The sequence below is a fragment of the Sphingobium sp. AS12 genome, assembly GCF_019097845.1.
Lineage (GTDB): Bacteria > Pseudomonadota > Alphaproteobacteria > Sphingomonadales > Sphingomonadaceae > Sphingobium.
In genome coordinates, this window is record NZ_JAHRGM010000002.1 from 90,711 (window position 1) to 108,348 (window position 17,638).

Consider the following 17,638-nt stretch of genomic DNA (forward strand, 5'->3'; position numbering starts at 1 on the left):
GGAGTCTCTCCGCTGGCGGGCTTTGGCCCGGCTTATAGCGGGGGACGGGCGGCCTGTCAGCCATAAATTCCCGATATATGGACTAATGGTCCGAAATGTGAGGAAATTCGTCGCGCAGCAGGATGACATGGAGGAAGCGCGGGCCGTGCGCGCCGCGGACATAGGTGCCTTCAATGTCGGTCGTGCCGGACACGCCGGTGATCCAGTAATGGGCGCGCGGTTGCGGGCCTGGGAGGGGGGCGTCCTCCAGATGGGCGGCGATGGCGGCGACCGGCAGCAGGACGATGTGGTGGAGCGTCAGGAAATTAGGCAGCATCGGCGCGGTCGGGCTGGTTTCGAAGATCAGCGATCCGGTTTCGGCGATGGCGGTGCGGGCAATGGCGAGGGTGGCGGTTTCGTCCGGCGCGGCAGTGGCGTGGAGGGTGAAGGCGGACCAGTCGCAGACGTCAAGGCGCGGATCGGGCGGGCAGCAGAGGGTGAGGGGTTCGTGCTGGTCGGCGAGATAGCGGGCGATTGCTGCGGGGAGGTCGGTGAGGCTGGCGATGACGTCATGGCTGGCATTGACGCTAGGAAGGGCCAGCCGGGCGAGAAATTCGGACAAGAGATTGGTGGCGTCCACTGCTGGGCGTTCGGGGGTGCCGAGCAGCGCGGCGGCTTGCGAGGCATCCGGGGCGGGGCTTTGCAGGCGGGCGAGGATCGCGGCACGGGCGCTCATTTGCGCTGTTCCTGCTTGTATTGGTTCATAAAGGTCTGCGCGGCGGGTTTGGGGAGGTCGCGATATCGGGTCCAGCCACCCGCCAGCGGCAGGCGGGCGATCCAGCCGTTGCGGCCGAGCAGGCGGATCGCGCGAATCGCGATGGCGGTGCCGAGCCGGTAGAGCGCCGGGCGAGTGGCGACCCAGGCCCAGAGGCTGAGGCCTGCGCGCATGGAGGTCGGCTCCAGCCCCTCGCGCCAGCTTTTTTCTCGCCAGCCCTTGAGCAAAGTGGGGAGCGGGATTTTGACCGGGCAGACCTGCTGGCACATGCCGTTGAGGGTGCAGGCATGGGCCAGGTCGCGATTAGGGGCGAGGCCGTCGAGCGCGGGGGTGAGGACGGCGCCCATCGGGCCGGGATAGGTGCCGCCATAGGCGTGGCCACCGATCTGGCGGAATACGACGCAATGGTTCATGCACGCGCCGCAGCGGATGCAGCGGAGCATCTCCGCCAGCCCTTCCTCGCGCATTTTGGTGCGGCCATTGTCGACCAGGACGATGTGCATTTCCTCCGGCCCGTCGCGATCGCCGGGGCGCTTGGGACCGGTGTAGAAGGTCGTATATTGGGTCAGCGCCGCGCCGGTGGCTGAGCGCGCGAGCATCCGCAGCATATGGATGGCGTGGGGCATGGATGGCACGATCTTCTCGATCCCTGCGGTCACGATATGGACGCGCGGGGGGACGAGCGAGAGTTCGGCATTGCCTTCATTGGTGACGGTGCAGACTGCGCCAGAGTCCGCGATCAGGAAGTTGGCGCCCGATATGCCGACATCCGCGCCGAGCATGGCACCGCGCAATTCGCGCCGGGCGCTCTGGGCCATGGCGGCGATGGTTTCTTCTTCATGCGGGGTGCGATGTTTGGCCTTGAACAGGGCGGAGACCTGCTCGCTTGTCTTGTGCATGGCGGGCCAGATGATGTGCGAGGGGCGTTCGTCGGCCAATTGGATGATATGTTCGGCAAGGTCGGTTTCGACCCGGCCGATCCCGGCTTCCTCCAGCGCGTGGGGCAGGCCGATTTCCTCGCCCAGCATGGATTTGGAACGGGCGACGGTCTTGGCATTCGCGGCTTTGCAGATGGCGATGACGATGCGGCAGGCTTCGTCGGCGGTCTGCGCCCAGTGGACCTGCGCGCCTGCGGCGATGGCGTTGGCCTCGAACTGTTCCAGATAGGGGCCGAGATGGGCGATCACATGATCCTTGATCGCGGCGGCGCGGGTGCGGGCGGCCTCGAAATCGGGGAAGGCGTCGATGGCGATGGCTCGCTTGGCCTGCGCGGTGCCGGCGGTGCGCTCGACCGCGATTTTGAGGATCGGGTCGGCGAGCGCGGCGTCGGCGCGGGTGGTGAAGCTGCTCATGCTTCTTCGCCGATGGCGGGGCCGTCGCCCATGCCCGCGATCAGCTCGATCGCATGGAAGGCGCGGACCTTGCTGCCGTCGCGGTGGAGCTTGCCCGCCATGTTCATGAGGCAACCGAGGTCGCCCGCCAGCAGCAGATCTGCGCCGGTCGCGTCGATCGCGGCGGCTTTCTCCCCCACGATGGCGTTGGAGATGGCGGGATATTTGACGCAGAAGGTGCCGCCGAAGCCGCAGCAGGTTTCTGCGGCCGCCAGCGGTGTCAGCGACAGGCCGTCGATCGCGTCCAGCAGGCGGCGGGGCTGGGCTTTGATGCCGAGTTCGCGCAGGCCGGAGCAGCTGTCATGATAGGTGGCGGTGGCGGGGAGGGTGACGCCGTCGGGTTTCCAGCCGCACACTTCGTCGAGATAGGCCATGACCTCGAAGGTTTTGGCGGCAATCGCCTGCGCGCGGGGGAGCCAGGCCGGGTCGTTCTCAAACAGTTCGGGATAGTGGCAGCGGATCGTCCCGGCGCAGGAGCCGGAGGGGACGATGATGGCCTCGTACGGTAAGAGCGCTTCGATCGTCTGCTTCGCCAAGGCGACGGCATGGTCGCGGTCGCCGCTGTTGAGGGCGGGCTGGCCGCAGCAGGTCTGGCCCTGTGGCACCACAACGTAGCATCCGGCGGCTTCGAGCGCGCGGATCGCGGCGAAGCCGATGCGGGGGCGCATGATGTCGACCAGGCAGGTGACGAACAGGGCGACCTGACGGGTCCCAGCTTGACCAGTCATACCCCGTGGCGCTTCGCGAAATGAAGGAACAGGTCGGGCCATGGCGCGGGCGCGGCAGGCGGGGCTATGAGGCCGAAGCCGTGGCCGCCATTTTCGAACAGATGCGCTTCGACCGGGATGCCCTTGGCGCGCAAGGCGGCGAGCATGGCGAGGCTGTTTTCGGGCGGCACGGCGGCGTCGTCCAGCGCATGGGCCAAGAATATGGGCGGGGTTTGCGTGCTGACATTCTGGTCGAGCGAATAGGCGCGCATGGTTTCGGGCGACGGGGTGGGGCCAAGCAGCTGGGTGCGCGATCCCTGATGGACGAACGCGCCCTCCATCTGGATCACCGGATACATATAGGCGGCGATGGCGGGCTTGATCGGTTCGCGATCGCTGGCGTCGATGGGCGTGTAAGTCTGTTCGGGCGTGCGGCTGGTGAGCCAGGCGGCAAGGTGGCCGCCCGCCGAAAAGCCGATCACGCCGACGCGGTTGGCGTCATAGCGTTCGCGGGGGGCGAGCGCGCGGACGAGGCGCAGGGCGCGCTGGGCGTCCTGCAACGGGGCCTGCGGGCCTGCCGCCCAGCCATCGGCGGGCAGGCGGTAGAGCAGGCTATAGCAGGCATAGCCAGCGTCGGCGAAACGGCGGGCGATGCTATAGCCTTCATGGCCGATTGCGACCCGGCTATAGCCGCCGCCGGGGATGAGTAGGATCGCCGCGCCATTGGGCTGTGCCGGACGCACCAGCGTCAGCGTGGGCGTGGTGACATGGGTGAAGAGGCTGTCATGCGGGCCACCGTCGGGGCGGCGCAGGGTTTCGGCTTCGGTCACGGTGACATGATCGCCGCCCGGTGCCTTGCCCGGCCAGATCGGGAAACGGACAAAGCCCGGCGGCAGCGGGATGGCCTGTGCGTGGGCAAGGGTCGGGGCGAGGGCGGCACCTGCGATCGCGCCGGAAATCAGGGTGCGGCGGTCGATGGCTGTCATTGGCAATCCGTCCTTCCAAGCGGGGTGGTGCGGGTGAGCGCCGAGCGAGGGTCGGCTATTTTGACGGATATGGGAAGGGCCAGCGACTTAAGGCCGTCGGCGACCAGATCGGCCACCTGCCGCGCGCCAAGCTCGCTGAAATGGGTGTCGTCGCTGATCCCCTTGGGGAAGGCGGGGATAGCGTCTTGCGCGCTGTAGTGGAGGTAGAGGGATTTGGACTTGTCCGGCCCGGCGCGGTCGAGCCAGGCGCGTGAGCGGGATTCCACGTCGATGAGCGGGGTGGCGGTTTTGGTGGAGAGGTCGCGCACCACGGCGGACCATGCGGGATAATCGGCGATGGCGCGGCCGTCCGGCCCGAAGTTGCGCCGCGCGACCGGGGTGAGAAGGACGGGGACGCCGCCTGCGATCCGCACGTCGCGGATGAAGCGGAGCAGATTGTCGCGATAGTCGGTCTGCGCGGGCGCCCAGCGTTCGGGACGGCCACGGCTCTGGTCATTATGGCCAAACTGGATCAGCACCGTATCGCCGGGCATGATGTCGGCGCGCAGGGCGTCCCAGCGCCCCTCGGCCAGGAAGCTGCGGGTCGAGCGGCCATTTCTGGCGTGGTTGAGGATGCGCACTTCGGGCGATACGGCACAGCGCAGCATCATGCCCCAGCCGGTTTGCGGGTAACGGGCGGGGGCATAGTCGGCGGCGGTAGAATCGCCCGCGATCAGTATGGTGTCGCCGGGGCGGGTGGCGTGCGCAGGGGTCGTGAGGAGCAGGGCGGCGAGTGGCAGGAAGCGCATGGCAAGCGTGCGCCCTAAAGGAAGGCGCGAGGCGGTGATATGGGTGCCCGCCTTCGCGGGGATGACGAGGGGAGGTGGGGGTGTCACTGGAGATTTACATACATGCCGCCGTCGACCAGTAGCGCGGCACCGGTGACATAGGCGGCCATGTCGGAGGCGAGAAAGACGATGGGTCCGGCGAGATCCTCCGGTGCGCCGAGGCGGCCCAAGGGAGTGCGCTGTTCCATGTAGGTGCGCTTTTCGACGTCGGCGAGATCATCCTTGTTGATCTCCGTCAAGATGGTGCCGGGCAGGACGCTGTTGCAGCGGATATTATGTTTGCCAAGGGCAATGGCGGTGGACTGCATCAGCGAATGAACGCCCGCCTTGGTCGGGGTGTAATGGGTCTGATATTCGCCGCCGACCAGCGCGGAGATGGAGGAGACGGCGACGATCGAACCGCCATGGCCCTGTTTGACCATCTGCTGGGCTGCGGCCTGGACCATGAAATAGGCGCCGTGCAGGTTCACCTTGAAGGTGCGCTCGACCACATCGACCGGCATGTCGAGAAAGGCGTGGAAGGGGCAGATGCCCGCATTGCTGACCATGACGTCGACCTTGCCGAAGGCGTCCACGGCTTTGGCCACGAAATCCTGCGCGGTCTGCGGGTCGGCGACGTCGCCCTTTACCGCGATGGCGCGCTGGCCCAGCGCCTCGATTGCCTCGACACAGCTTTGGGCAGGGCCGTCGCTATTGGCATAGTTGATCGCGACATTGGCGCCATGTTGCGCCGCGCCGATCGCGGCGGCGCGGCCAATGCCGGTCGATGCGCCGGTGACGAGGACGGTCTTGCCTTCAAGCAGTTTCATGGGGCGGGGCTTTCTTGTTGGATTATCGCCGCACGGCGCGGCGGGGTTTGAGGCCGGGGGTCCAGCCGAGGTCGGCGCTGACCCGGTTGGCGGTGGCGCGGACGTCGTCGCTGAGCGCGGCCATGCGATCATCGTCCATATATTGGGCGGCGCTCGACAGGCTGATGGCGGCGACGATCGCGCCGGACGCATCGCGGATCGGCGCGGCGACGCAGCGTATCTGGTCCTCATTTTCCTCCAGATCATAGGCGCGGCCCGCGGTCGCATAGGCGCGCATCCGGTCGAGCCAGAGCGCATAGTCGGCGGCGTGGATGCCCGCTTCGCGTTCGGCGTCGAAGGCGCGCTGCCAGCGCTGCTCGGCTTCATCGAGCAGCAACGCCTTGCCAAGGCCGGTCGAGGTCAGGGGATGGCGATCGCCGATGCGGCTGGAGATTTCGACGCGGCGGCGACCTGGAATCTTGTCGAGATAGAGCGCCTGATCGCCGTCGAGACGGCCAAGATGGACGACATCCTCACTGGCGGCGGCGAGTGCTTCGATATGGGGGCGGGCGATCTGGACGATGTCGGTCTGAGATTGGGCGAGGAAGCCGAGCTGGAGCAGCTTTGGCCCCAGCTGATAGCCTTCGCGCGGCAGGAAGGTCAGGAAGCCGCGTTCCACCATCGCATTGGCGAGGCGGTGGGTGGTCGATCGGGTGAGGCCCATGCGGACGGACAGGTCAGCCAGCTTGATCGGCCCGTCAATCACCTGGTCGAGCAGGTCCAGCCCGCGATGCAGGGTCTGCGAACCAGCCGCCTTCGATTTTTCCTCAACCTCAACGATTTTCATTTCGCCCGATTCTGGATTTGACGTATTTTGTCTCATCTAATAATACTCTATCCCACAAAATGAGAAAAACAAGGGTGAAGGCGAGGACGGGCTGATAGTTTCGATCAACCCATCTCATCCAATACCCAGCCGTTATCGGCGTTTTGATCATATAGTGAAAGTTTTGGCTGCCGGTTCCCACATATTGGGCGGCGGCTGCGTTCAGGGAGTGGGTGTGTGCCGATCGTGAACTTGCCGAAAATCAAGCATGTCCGTGCCTTCACGGTGCGTGGGGGCGGCGCCGATTATCATGACCAGGGCGAAGGCCACTGGATCGACGACCATATTGCCACGCCCATGTCGCGCTATCCCGAATATCGCCAGTCGCGGCAGAGCTTCGGCATCAACGTGCTGGGCACGCTGGTGGTGGAGATTGAGGCCGAGAACGGCACGATCGGCTTTGCGGTGACGACCGGGGGCGAGCCGGCGGCGTTCATCGTCGAGAAGCATCTGGCGCGGTTCCTCGAAGGCCGCAGTCCCACCGATTATGAAAAAATATGGGACCAGATGTATTTTTCGACCCAGTATTATGGGCGCAAGGGTCTGGTCGTGAACGCGATTTCCGGGGTCGACTTGGCGCTGTGGGACTTGCTGGGCAAGTTGCGGCAGGAGCCGGTCTATCACATGCTGGGCGGGGCGGTGCGCGACGAGCTGCAATTTTACGCCACCGGCGCGCGGCCTGATGTGGCCAAGGAACTGGGCTTTATCGGCGGCAAGATGCCGCTGCACCATGGCCCGGCGGAGGGCATCGAGGGCCTGAAGAAGAATATCGCCGAGCTGGCCGACATGCGCGCGAAGTGCGGGCCTGACTTCTGGCTGATGTGGGACTGCTGGATGGCGCTGGACGTCGACTATGCCACGCGGCTGGCGATTGCCGCCCATGAGCATGGGTTGAAGTGGATCGAGGAAGCGATCAGCCCCGACGATTATTGGGGGTATCAGCAATTGAAGCGCAACGTCCCCAAGGGGATGCTGGTGACGACCGGCGAGCATGAGGCGACCCGCTGGGGCTTCCGCATGTTGCTGGAGATGGACTGCTGCGACATTATCCAGCCCGATGTCGGCTGGTGCGGCGGCGTCACCGAATTGCTCAAGATCAGCGCGCTGGCCGATGCCCATGGCAAGATGGTCGTGCCGCATGGATCATCGGTCTATTCCTACCATTTCGTCATTACGCGCCACAATTCGCCCTTCGCCGAATTTCTGATGATGCATCCCGGACCGACCGAGGTGGTGCCGATGTTCCATCCGCAGCTGATCGGCGAGCCGGTGCCGGAAAATGGCCGCCTGAAGGCGAGCGCGCTGGATGCGCCCGGCTTCGGCGTCGAGCTGAACCGCGATATCGCGATGCACCGCCCCTACACTCATTGATTGCCAAAGAGAGACTGATCCCATGAAATTCTGCCGTTTTGGGCCGCGTGGCCAGGAAAAGCCCGGTATCGTCGATGCCGATGGTAACATCCGCGACCTGTCGGGCGTGGTGGCCGATCTGACGATCGAGACGCTGGCTGCGGCAAAGGCCGCCGATGTCGCGTCGCTGCCGGTTGTCGAGGGGACGCCGCGCTATGGCGTGCCGTTGAAGGGCGTGGGTAAGATCGTCGCCATTGGCCTCAATTATGAGGACCATGCGATCGAATCCAACCTGCCGATCCCGACCGAGCCGATGATGTTCATGAAGGCGCTGTCGTCGCTCAATGGCCCGAACGATGAAGTGATGCTGCCCAAGGGCGCGACCCATGGCGATTGGGAAGTCGAACTGGGCGTCATCATCGGGGAGACCTGCCGCTTTGTGAGCGAGGAAGAGGCGCTGTCGAAGGTCGCGGGCTATACGTTGGTCAACGACGTGTCGGAGCGTTTCAACCAGAAGCAGCGCGGCACCCAGTGGAGCAAGGGCAAGGGGCATGACACCTTCTGCCCGACCGGTCCCTGGCTGGTGATGCCCGACGAGGTGGGCGACCCGCAGGATCTGGACATGTATCTGGACGTCAATGGCGCGCGGATGCAGACCGGCAACACGCGCACGATGATCTTCAATGTCGCGCAACTGATTTCCTATGTCAGCGAATATATCACGCTGTATCCGGGCGACCTGATGATCACCGGCACACCGCCGGGCGTGGGCGAGGGCAAGAAGCCGACCGCCATCTACCTGAAGGCCGGCGACGTCATGGAACTGGGCATCGCCAAGCTGGGCGTGCAGACGCAGAAGGTCGTCGAGTGGCGACATCTGGGTGATGAGGTGCTGGGATGAGCGTCTGGTCTGGACGATTTGAGGGTCGCACGGCGATCATCACTGGTGGTGCATCCGGCCTGGGCAAAATGGTCGCCAAGCGCATTGTCGCAGAAGGTGGCAAGGTATGCCTGTGGGATCTGAACGCAGAAGCGCTGGCCCAAGCCAAGGTGGAAGTGGCAGCGACGCACACCGTAGCGCTCGACATTTCCGATCAGGCGGCGGTTGAAAAGGCTGCCGCGGAAAGCTTCCACGCGCTTGATACGCGTATCGACATTCTCGTCTGTTCGGCCGGGATCACCGGCGCGACAGCAACTGTGTGGGACTATCCGCTCGACAGCTGGCAGCGGGTCATCGACATCAATTTGAATGGCCTGTTCTACTGCAACCGGGCGGTGGTGCCGTACATGCTTCAGAACGGCTATGGCCGGATCGTCAATCTCGCCTCGGTCGCTGGCAAGGAGGGCAATCCCAATGCGTCGGCTTACTCCGCCAGCAAGGCGGGGGTGATCGGCCTGACCAAATCGCTGGGCAAGGAATTGGCGGGCAAGGGCGTGATCGCCAATGCGCTGACGCCTGCGACCTTCGAAAGCCCGATCCTGGCGCAGTTGCCGCAGAGCCAGGTCGATTATATGCGCTCCAAGATTCCCATGGGCCGTCTGGGCGAAGTCAGCGAGTCCGCCGCGATGGTGTGCTTCATGGCGAGCGAGGAGTGCAGCTTCACCACGGCGTCGACCTTCGACACGTCGGGCGGGCGGACGACCTTTTAAGATAAGTCGCGCGGCGCGACTGGACGGAAAGAGCCAGCGGGTCACGTTTTGAATGATCCCTGTAACCCGTTCGGGCTGAGCCTGTCGAAGCCTTGTCCTTCTTCTCAAGAAGAACGGCCCTTCGACAGGCTCAGGGCGAACGGAGGGGGGATTGAGAGAGGACCGGCATGATTCCCTTTGTCGATGCGCATATCCATCTGTGGGATCTGGCGCATATCCGCTATGACTGGCTCAGCCCGCCTTTCTCCGACGAGGGGCCAAATGGCAGTGTCGAGGCCATTGCGCATAATTATGGCGTGGCGGCGTATCGCGCCGATCTGGCCCGGTGGAACGTCGTGGGTGCGGTGCATGTCGATGCCGGGGCGGCGGCGGAGAGTGCGCTGCGGGAGACCCAGTGGCTGGACGGGCTGGCCGCGATCGAAGGGTTGCCGACCGGGATCGTCGCCTTTGCCGCGCTCAACGACCCGCAAGTCGATGCGCTGCTGGCGGCGCAGGCGGCGCATGGCCGGGTGAAGGGCATCCGCCATATCGTCAACTGGCATCCCAGCCCTAAGCGGACCTATGGGCCGGTCGACCTGACCCGCGATCCGCAATGGCAGGCGGGCTATGGGCTGCTGGCCAAGCATGATCTGTCCTTCGACCTGCAATGCTATCCGGGGCAGATGCGGGGGCTTGCTGCCCTGATCGAGCGGCATCCCGATATTCCCGTCATCGTCAACCATATGGGGATGCCGGTGCTGACCGACTCCGACGGCATTGGCGACTGGCGGCGCGGCATGGCGGCGCTGGCTGCGCTGCCGCATGTCGCGGTCAAGCTGTCAGGCATGGGTTTCATCCGCCGCGACTGGACCAAAGAGAATATCGCCTCCTTCATCCGCGAGACGATCGACCTGTTCGGGGTGGGGCGCTGCATGTTCGCCAGCGACACGCCGACCGACAAGCTGTTCGGTAGCATCGACCGTTACATGGAATCCTATCACGCCATCGTTGCCGATCTGCCGGAAGCAGAGCGGCGCGCCCTGTTCGGCGGCAACGCCAATCGCCTCTATCGTCTGGGACTTGAACTATGACACCCAATCCCTTGCTCGGCGTGCTGTTCCACTGGCTGGGCGGTCTCGCCTCGGCCAGTTTCTACGTCCCCTATCGTGGGGTGAAGCGGTGGAACTGGGAGATTTTCTGGCTGACCGGGGGGATCTTTTCCTGGGTCATCGCGCCCTGGTTCTTTGCCTCCATCCAGACCAATGACCTGATGGGGGTGATGCGCCAAGTACCGGGCAGCGTTGTGGGCTGGTGCATGTTCTTCGGTTTTCTCTGGGGCTTTGGCGGGCTGACCTATGGTCTGACGATGCGCTATCTGGGGCTGTCGCTGGGGATGGCGGTGGTGCTGGGGCTATGCACCGTGTTCGGCACGCTGATCCCGCCGATCGTGCAAGGCACGTTCATGCGCGAGATTGCAGGCACGCTGTCCGGGCAGATCGTGCTGCTAGGGCTGGCGGTAACCGTGCTGGGCATCATCGTCGTCGCCATGGCAGGCGCGCGCAAGGATGCCGCGCTTTCGCCGAAGCAGAAAGCGGCGGTGGTCGCGGAGTTTGATTTCAGGAAGGGGATCGCGGTCGCCATCTTCTCCGGCATCATGTCGTCCTGCTTCGCCTTTGGCCTGGCGGCGGGCCAGCCGGTCAATGAGCTCAGCCGGGCGGCGGGAACCGGGCCGCTATGGGTTGGCCTGCCGACCCTGTGTATCGTCATGTTCGGCGGGCTTGTAACCAATGCCCTGTGGTGTGCCTGGCTGATCGTAAAGAACAGATCGGCGGGGCAATGGCTGGGCGCGGCGGATGCGCAGGGACAGCGGCCGGCGCTGCTGCCCAATTTCCTGCTCTGCGCGCTGGCGGGGACGGCCTGGTATTTCCAATTCTTCTTCTACACGATGGGCGAAAGCCAGATGGGCCGGTTCGGCTTTTCCAGCTGGACGCTGCACATGGCATCCATCATCATCTTCGGCACCTGCTGGGGCTTCGCCTTCCGCGAGTGGAAGGACGCCGCGCCCACTGTCCGGCGGATGGTGTGGAGCGGGGTCGGGCTGCTGATCCTGGCGACGATCATTATCGGCTATGGCAACCGGCTGGCGGTTTGAGGTTTCAGGCGGACGCGCACCGGGGCGTTGCGATCGACGCTCAGGATGCCGTCTGTCTCCTTGAGTTCGGCGATCTGGAGGACGCTGCGGCGCCAGAGGTCGGGTTTGGCCTGTGTGTCCGCTTCGCCGCTCTGGTGGACGAAGTAGAGGATGTAGGCGCGGTTGCCCGTAACGATGATGTCGGGGTGCTGGCCCATGGCGCGATCGGTCGGATGGACGCCGGGAGTGGCGAGGATATGGTCGGGCTGGGCGGTCCATGTCGTGGCGTCGGGTGAGCGCATGACCAGCAGGCCTTTCCAGGCGTCGGAGATGAGCCACCAGCTGCTCTTCCAGTAGAAGGCCTTTGGTCCTTCGCCCGGCGTTTGCGTCAGGCGTTCGCCCGGCGTCCAGTGGACAAGGTCGCTGCTGTCGGCAGTGCGGATCGCCTTGTTCTGATGCTCGTCATTGTAGAAGAGGCGGTAGCCGCCTTTTGGCAGCGCGATGACGCTGGCGTCGATCACCCGGTCGGAGCCGAGATCGAGCCTTTCGCCGCAGGTCCAGCTCGTCAGGTCGGGGCTGGTCAGATGGATGATGAAGCGCGGGGCGTTCCAGTCGCGGAAGATGCCCGGCACTACGGTCAGCCACATATGCCACTGGCCCGCGAGATACTGGACTTCGGGCGCCCAGAGCGTGTCGCCGGTGCAGCTTTTGGGGATATTGGCGGTGCCGCCGTAGGTCCAGTGCGCGCCGTCGCGGGAGCGGGCGGTGCCGATCGCGGTGCCATGGACCCAGCGGACGTCCTTGGAATCATCCTGTGGCAGGTCGGCGCGGCGGTTGGTGTAGAACATCACCCATTCGCCGCTTTTGCGGTCATAGACGGTCGAGGCGTCGGCGGCACCGTCATGCACCGGGTCGCGATAGAGCGGCTTGGGCGCGACCGGCGCGCTGGCGAGCAGGAGCAGCGCGGTGATCATCCTAGCGGGCGACCGGGTTGTTGCCCCATAGCTGGTCATAGCGCCAGCCGGACAGATTTTCGACGATCGCGCCTGCCTGTGCGCTGGTGGGGGTGCGGGCGCCGCTGCGCAGATGCTCGATCTCCGCCATCAGGATGGCGTGAGTGGCGGGGCTGAGGCGGAAGCGGGTGGAGACGAGGATGCCAAAGCCCAGCATCCCGACCGTGCCGATGCCCAGCAGCAGCGCGATGGTGAGGATGGCGGCGTAGCTCTGCACCGGCGCGCCGGAGACAAAGCCGCCTGCCTGCATGATGAAGCCGACGCCCGCGACGGCGGCGGCCTGCGTCGCCTTGCGCACGAAGGTCATGACCCCGGCGAAGCTGCCCTCGCGCCGCTGGCCGGTGACGATTTCATCGACGTCGGCCATATAATTATAGGTCGCCCAGGGGATATAGTTGAGCGCGCCGCGACCAAGGCCCGCCAGGATGATCGGCAGCCAGATCATCGGGCTGCTTGCCGGGATGCCCAGCACCCACAGGCCGATCAGCGTCAGCGCGCCCGCCGCGAAGGCGGCGGCGGCGATCTGATAGGCGCGGCTGGGGGAGGCGCGGAGCGCGAGGTTGATGGCGATGATGACCGCGACGAACTGGACGATATACATGGTGCCGAGCAGGCCCGACGCGATCGCCATGGAGCCGGTCAGCGCGAAGATGACGAAGAAGGTGAAGGCGGCGTTGAAAATATCCTGGCTGATGTAGCCGCCCAGATACATGCCCAGATGCAGGCGGAAGGCGCGGATGCGCATGGTGGAGAAAAGGTTGCGATAGAGCGCCTTGAACGCCTGCCCCGCGCCGCCCGAGGAGGTGGGCTGCGGAGCGAGTGTCGTGCCGGGCATATGCCGTTCCCAGCTAAACAGATAGAGCAGCCCGGCGGTCGCCATGAACAGGATAGCGAAGATGATGCCCATGTAGAAGAAGGTGTCGGCGCTGTCGCGGCCGAGCGTGGTGATCAGCCAGAGCGGCAGGAAACCGGCGAGGATGGCCGACGCCTGACCGAACAGGATGCGCGCGCCGGCGAATTTCGCCTTGGTCTTATAGTCGGACGACATTTCGGCGGCGAGGGTTTCGAACGGGATGATCTCCATCGCATAGACCAGCTCGAACAGGACATAGCTGACGAGATAGTAGCAGAATGTCTGGCCCGGCAGCCACATCAGCGCGAAGCTGGGGAGCAGGGGGATGGCGGCGAGGATGAAGAAGCGGCGACGGCCAAAACGCTGGCCAAGCCGGGTGCGGCCGAAATGGTCGGAGATATAGCCGATCATCGGCGAGGCGAAGGCGTCGAGGATGCGCGCGACCGCGAAGATGGTGGCGGCCTGCCCCGCCGACAGGCCGCAAAACTGGGTGTAGAAGATCAGCACCCAGCCGGAAATCACCGCCATCGACCCCGCGCCCAGCACGTCGTTGGAGCCGTAGGCGAGATAGTTGCGCAGGCGGACGGGGCGGGTTTCGGGGGTCATTATGCTTCCGTCCTCTGCCTTCGGTCGTGCTGCCCTGTTCGGGTCTGGCACGTAGTTAAATACCATATAGTGGATGCGTATCACGCCATGTGAAATTAATGCAAGTCGTCTTTGTCGGTTGCCAGGGTGAAGCGGATCGTTTCGATCATCACGCCCAGATCGGCGGCGCGCAGCGTCAGGCGATGGGTGCCAGCGGCTAGCGCGGCGGGCAGCGGCAGGGCGATGCGATTGTCCAGCACGGCCAGCGCCCAGGCGCGGTCGCCGGTCTGGCGTGGGGCGGTAAGGGGATAGTCTATGCCGTCGATGATGAGGGTGAGGCGCAGCGGGTCGCCATCCCTGTCGGCATAGGTGGGCAGGATGTCGACGGTTGCGCGCCACTGGCCTGCGGGCAGGGTGATGGTCGCGCTGGTCGGGCCGGGCTGGCCGGTGGGGGCGAGGACAGTGCCGTGGCGGCCCAGCCCGTCGCCTTGTCGCCAGCCTTTGGCCGGGGTGAAATCGCGCGGGGTCAGAAGGGGGGCTGGCGGGGGTGGGGCGATGGTGTGTGGTGTGGCGGCCAGCGTGGGGACGTCCGGCGCGGGGAGCAGCGGCGGGGTGAGGCGGTAACTGCGCCATTGCCCGTCGGCTGGCTCGACCGCCATCATGCCACGCCATTTGCCGCCTGCAATGGCGTGGTTGTAGCGGTGGGTCTGGTCGCGGAGGCTGTCGTCCGCTCGATGGGCGATCGCGCCGCGTTGGAGCGCCTGGGGGAGGTCCATGTCGCGCAGACGGTCATGCGCTTCGGCAGCAAAGAAGCGACGATTGGCCGCGGCGGATGCGGCGACGGGATAGGTGACCAGCTCGAAAAAGGCATCGTGGCGATCGGCGGGGATGGCGGGTTCCAGCGCTATGGCGGCGGCGGCCATCGCGGCGAAATCGGCGAGGCGGGCGTCGGCCTGCGCGATCGACAGCGGGCTGGGGCGGGCTTTTTCGCCGGGCAGATAATATTGGAGATGTTCGGGCCGCCGATCGAAATTGAGCCGGTGATAGTCGCGCAGGACTGTCGCGATCGGGCGAGCCTGGGCCGGGTCGATATTTTCGGCGGCCCAGCCTTCGACGAAGCGGTCGATCGGCTGGGCGCGGGTGGCGTCCACATCCCAGGCGAGGCTTAGAAAATAGTCGGTGGCGAGTTCGGCGGGTTTGAGATCGCCGACATTGGCGACCCAGATTTGCCGCGCGCCGCGATCATAGGCGCGACCCATTTCCTCACGGATCAGGGCGGGCGGGGTGGTGGACAGCCAGAGATAGGAGAGCGGCGCGCCGAGATAGGAGAGGTGATAATAGACGCCGGAGCCGCCCGACCGCGCGCGTTCGGTGGCGTCGGGGAAGTGGCGGATATAGCCGAAATTATCGTCCGGCCACATCAATGTGACATTGTCGGGGATTTTGAGGCCCGCGCGGTAGAGGTCCAGCACTTCCTTATAGGGCGTGAAAACCTGTGGCGCTTTGGCGACGTTGGCGTAATCAAGCATCGCGCGCTGGTCGGCGATGATGCGGTCGAGCGTGGCACGGCGATCGTCCAGCGTTGCCGGGCCGACCATGCCGCTATCGTGGATGCCGCGCATTCCCAGCGTCCAGATGCTTTCATAGCGGGCATGGCTGGCCACGCGCGTCTGCCAATAGCGCTGCACCCCCGGTGCGTTCGTCACATAGTTGAAATCGTCGGGCGGTGCCGTCCATTCGCCGACATTGTTGCGCAGCATCGGTTCAGCATGGCTGGACCCCATGACGATGGCATAGCGATCCGCCAGTGCAGCGTTCGCCGGATCGGCATTGAAAGGCTGGGTCAGCTTGTGCATCGCGGGCCAGAGCAGATTTGCCTTCAGCCGGAGCAACAGTTCGAAGAGTCTGGCGTAGGTCTTGGGGCCGAGCGGCTTTTCGTCCGGGGCGTGGGTGGTTGCGGCCCAGGGCACCAGTCCCCAATCCTCATCATTGAGGAAAATGCCGCGATAGCGGACCGAGGGCGGGCCGAAGCGGCGCAGCCCTTTGGCGACATGGAGCGAGGCGCGCCGGGCGGGCGTGACGTCGGCCCACCAGTGCCAGGGGGAAACGCCGATGGCGCGGGAGAGTTCATAGGCGCCATAAGCGGTGCCGCGCCGGTCGCTGCCGATGATCAGCAGCGCGCGGGCGACGCCGGGGCTGGGCCGATCGACGCTGGTGATGAGGAAACTTTCCCACGCGCCCTTGAGGGAGCCGATGGCGATACGCCGGTCCGCCACCAGCCGGTCGATCGCGGCGTTGCGGCCGAGCGTTCCGATCCAGATTTGCGTGTCGCCGCCGGGCGTGCCGCGCGTGACGGTGGCCAGATCATCGCGCAGATCCTGCGCGGCGATGGCGACGACGGCGTGGTCGGCCGGATCGGTGACGACAGGCGCAACCTGCTGGCCCGATGCTAGCGTTACATCACCTTTGCGCGCGGCGGCATGGACCCAGCTTTCCGCATGGGCGGTGACGGCAAAAGCCAACAGCAATGCCGCCAGCCCGGTGAGGCTGGCGGCACCCTTCAGCAGAATGCGGCGAGGGAACGATCCTTCCAAGATATCGGCCCCGCCCATGCTGCCGTGTCAGATATAGGTGCGCAGAAATTCGGCGAGGGCGCAGATCGCCAGGCTCTGGCCATAGGGCATGGAGGTGAGCGGGATGTCCTTGTAGAATTGCAGCGTGTCGCCCATCGCGGTGCCGAAGCTCACCTGTTTGAGTTCGCCCGTCTCGTCGATGTTGGCCAGCACGCCCTCGACCGCGCGGATGCCGACGGCTTCATAGTCGCGCGGCAGATAGCCCTTTCGCACGGCTTTGAGGATACCATAAGCGAAACCGGCGGTGGCGGATGCTTCCAGATAGCTGGTCGGGTCGGTAATCAGCGTGTGCCACAGGCCGGTTTGCGCGTCCTGCGTGGCGGCCAGGGTTTTCACCTGGGCGGCGAGCGTATCGATCAGGAAGAGGCGCAGCGCGTCGCCTTCGGGCAGGTCGAGAATCTCGATGATTTCGGGGATGGCGATCGTCACCCAGCAATTGCCGCGCGCCCACAGCGCTTCGGCGAAATTGTGGCGGCCGTTGAAATCCCAGCCGTGGAACCACAGGCCCGTTTTCTTGTCGAACAGATATTTGATGTGGATGAGGAACTGGCGCTTGGCTTCCTCGACATAATGGGGGCGGTCCAGCAGCAGGCCGATCTTGGCCAGCGGCAGCACCGACATCATCAGCGTGTCGTCCCACATTTCGCCCGGATTTTCGTCATTATAGACGATATGCTGGAAGCCGCCTTCCTCCGTCTTGGGCAGGCCGTCGGGGGCCATCAGCCATTCGGCCCAGCTGTCCAGATAGGGGATGTAAGCGGGCGAGGGTTCATGCTCGTAGAGATAGGCGAGCGTGATGAACGGGGCCATGGTGTTGATATTCTTGGTCGGCGTGCCTTCGGCAAAGCGATCCGCAAACCATTGTTTGATGATGGTCAGCGCCTTTGTGTCGCCGGTCTGCTCATAATAGCGCCACATGCCGAACAGGCCCACGCCATGTGTCCATTCCCACCCGGCCCAGCCCTTGGTATCGATGATGCGGCCATCGTCCAGATGCAGAAGGAATTCCCCGGTCTCGTCGGTGATGTTGACCAGATTGTGCATCAGACGGTCGATGGCGTCGATCACGCTGGACCGTGCGACGTCATGAGTAAGGGCGGCCACT

The 17,638-nt window shown here is 64.8% G+C and carries 16 protein-coding genes; 5 read left to right on the forward strand and 11 right to left on the reverse strand.

Features of this window, described 5'->3' with window-relative positions:
* Positions 1-82: 82 nt before the first annotated feature.
* Genes KRZ98_RS04745 through KRZ98_RS04775 form a run of 7 tightly spaced genes read right to left on the reverse strand, consistent with a single transcriptional unit; the run spans position 83 to position 6,336 of the window.
* Entirely contained in the window at positions 83-715 is a 633-nt protein-coding gene (locus KRZ98_RS04745; protein ID WP_217672519.1) for an LUD domain-containing protein, read from the reverse strand.
* Complete coding sequence (locus tag KRZ98_RS04750; RefSeq protein ID WP_217672520.1) at positions 712-2,106, reverse strand: lactate utilization protein B; 1,395 nt, start codon at positions 2,104-2,106, stop codon at positions 712-714. Before KRZ98_RS04750 ends, KRZ98_RS04745 begins: the two co-directional genes overlap by 4 nt.
* Complete coding sequence (locus KRZ98_RS04755) at positions 2,103-2,873, reverse strand: (Fe-S)-binding protein (RefSeq protein WP_217672521.1); 771 nt, start codon at positions 2,871-2,873, stop codon at positions 2,103-2,105. The genes KRZ98_RS04750 and KRZ98_RS04755 overlap by 4 nt, the downstream gene beginning before the upstream one ends.
* The gene (locus KRZ98_RS04760) at positions 2,870-3,838 is read right to left on the reverse strand and encodes an alpha/beta hydrolase (RefSeq protein ID WP_217672522.1); all 969 of its coding nucleotides are present in this window, start codon (positions 3,836-3,838) and stop codon (positions 2,870-2,872) included. Before KRZ98_RS04760 ends, KRZ98_RS04755 begins: the two co-directional genes overlap by 4 nt.
* On the reverse strand, positions 3,835-4,713 hold the full coding sequence (locus KRZ98_RS04765; RefSeq protein ID WP_368389783.1) for a rhamnogalacturonan acetylesterase: 879 nt from the start codon (positions 4,711-4,713) through the stop codon (positions 3,835-3,837). The genes KRZ98_RS04760 and KRZ98_RS04765 overlap by 4 nt, the downstream gene beginning before the upstream one ends.
* Positions 4,710-5,474, reverse strand: coding sequence for an SDR family NAD(P)-dependent oxidoreductase (locus KRZ98_RS04770; RefSeq protein ID WP_217672523.1), 765 nt, complete (start codon positions 5,472-5,474; stop codon positions 4,710-4,712). Before KRZ98_RS04770 ends, KRZ98_RS04765 begins: the two co-directional genes overlap by 4 nt.
* Before the next feature lie 22 nt (positions 5,475-5,496).
* Entirely contained in the window at positions 5,497-6,336 is an 840-nt protein-coding gene (locus KRZ98_RS04775) for an IclR family transcriptional regulator (RefSeq protein WP_217672524.1), read from the reverse strand.
* Between the two features lie 189 nt (positions 6,337-6,525).
* Here KRZ98_RS04775 and rhmD point away from each other — a divergent pair, with 189 nt between their 5' ends.
* From rhmD to rhaT, 5 genes are all read left to right on the forward strand, one after another.
* Positions 6,526-7,710 (forward strand): L-rhamnonate dehydratase, encoded by a 1,185-nt coding sequence (gene rhmD / locus KRZ98_RS04780; RefSeq protein ID WP_217672568.1) that lies wholly within the window; start codon positions 6,526-6,528, stop codon positions 7,708-7,710.
* A 22-nt stretch (positions 7,711-7,732) separates the two neighbouring features.
* Positions 7,733-8,590 carry a fumarylacetoacetate hydrolase family protein gene (locus KRZ98_RS04785; RefSeq protein WP_217672525.1) on the forward strand — a complete coding sequence of 286 codons (858 nt, stop codon included), beginning with the start codon at positions 7,733-7,735 and terminating at the stop codon, positions 8,588-8,590.
* Positions 8,587-9,339 (forward strand): SDR family NAD(P)-dependent oxidoreductase, encoded by a 753-nt coding sequence (locus KRZ98_RS04790; protein WP_217672526.1) that lies wholly within the window; start codon positions 8,587-8,589, stop codon positions 9,337-9,339. The genes KRZ98_RS04785 and KRZ98_RS04790 overlap by 4 nt, the downstream gene beginning before the upstream one ends.
* A gap of 167 nt (positions 9,340-9,506) precedes the next feature.
* The gene (locus KRZ98_RS04795) at positions 9,507-10,409 is read left to right on the forward strand and encodes an amidohydrolase (protein ID WP_217672527.1); all 903 of its coding nucleotides are present in this window, start codon (positions 9,507-9,509) and stop codon (positions 10,407-10,409) included.
* Positions 10,406-11,470, forward strand: a complete 1,065-nt coding sequence (gene rhaT, locus KRZ98_RS04800) for an L-rhamnose/proton symporter RhaT (protein ID WP_217672528.1) — start codon at positions 10,406-10,408, stop codon at positions 11,468-11,470. Before KRZ98_RS04795 ends, rhaT begins: the two co-directional genes overlap by 4 nt.
* Here rhaT and KRZ98_RS04805 read toward each other — a convergent pair.
* From KRZ98_RS04805 to KRZ98_RS04820, 4 genes are all read right to left on the reverse strand, one after another.
* Positions 11,446-12,462 (reverse strand): glycoside hydrolase family 43, encoded by a 1,017-nt coding sequence (locus tag KRZ98_RS04805; protein ID WP_254798100.1) that lies wholly within the window; start codon positions 12,460-12,462, stop codon positions 11,446-11,448. The two genes, rhaT and KRZ98_RS04805, sit on opposite strands and share 25 nt — an antisense overlap.
* Positions 12,425-13,921, reverse strand: coding sequence for an MFS transporter (locus KRZ98_RS04810; RefSeq protein ID WP_217672529.1), 1,497 nt, complete (start codon positions 13,919-13,921; stop codon positions 12,425-12,427). The genes KRZ98_RS04805 and KRZ98_RS04810 overlap by 38 nt, the downstream gene beginning before the upstream one ends.
* A 95-nt stretch (positions 13,922-14,016) precedes the next feature.
* A complete protein-coding gene (locus KRZ98_RS04815; protein ID WP_217672530.1) occupies positions 14,017-16,512 on the reverse strand; it encodes a glycosyl hydrolase 115 family protein in 2,496 nt (831 codons plus the stop codon).
* Positions 16,513-16,521: 9 nt separating this feature from the next.
* Complete coding sequence (locus KRZ98_RS04820) at positions 16,522-17,637, reverse strand: glycoside hydrolase family 88 protein (protein WP_217672531.1); 1,116 nt, start codon at positions 17,635-17,637, stop codon at positions 16,522-16,524.
* Position 17,638: the final 1 nt, after the last annotated feature.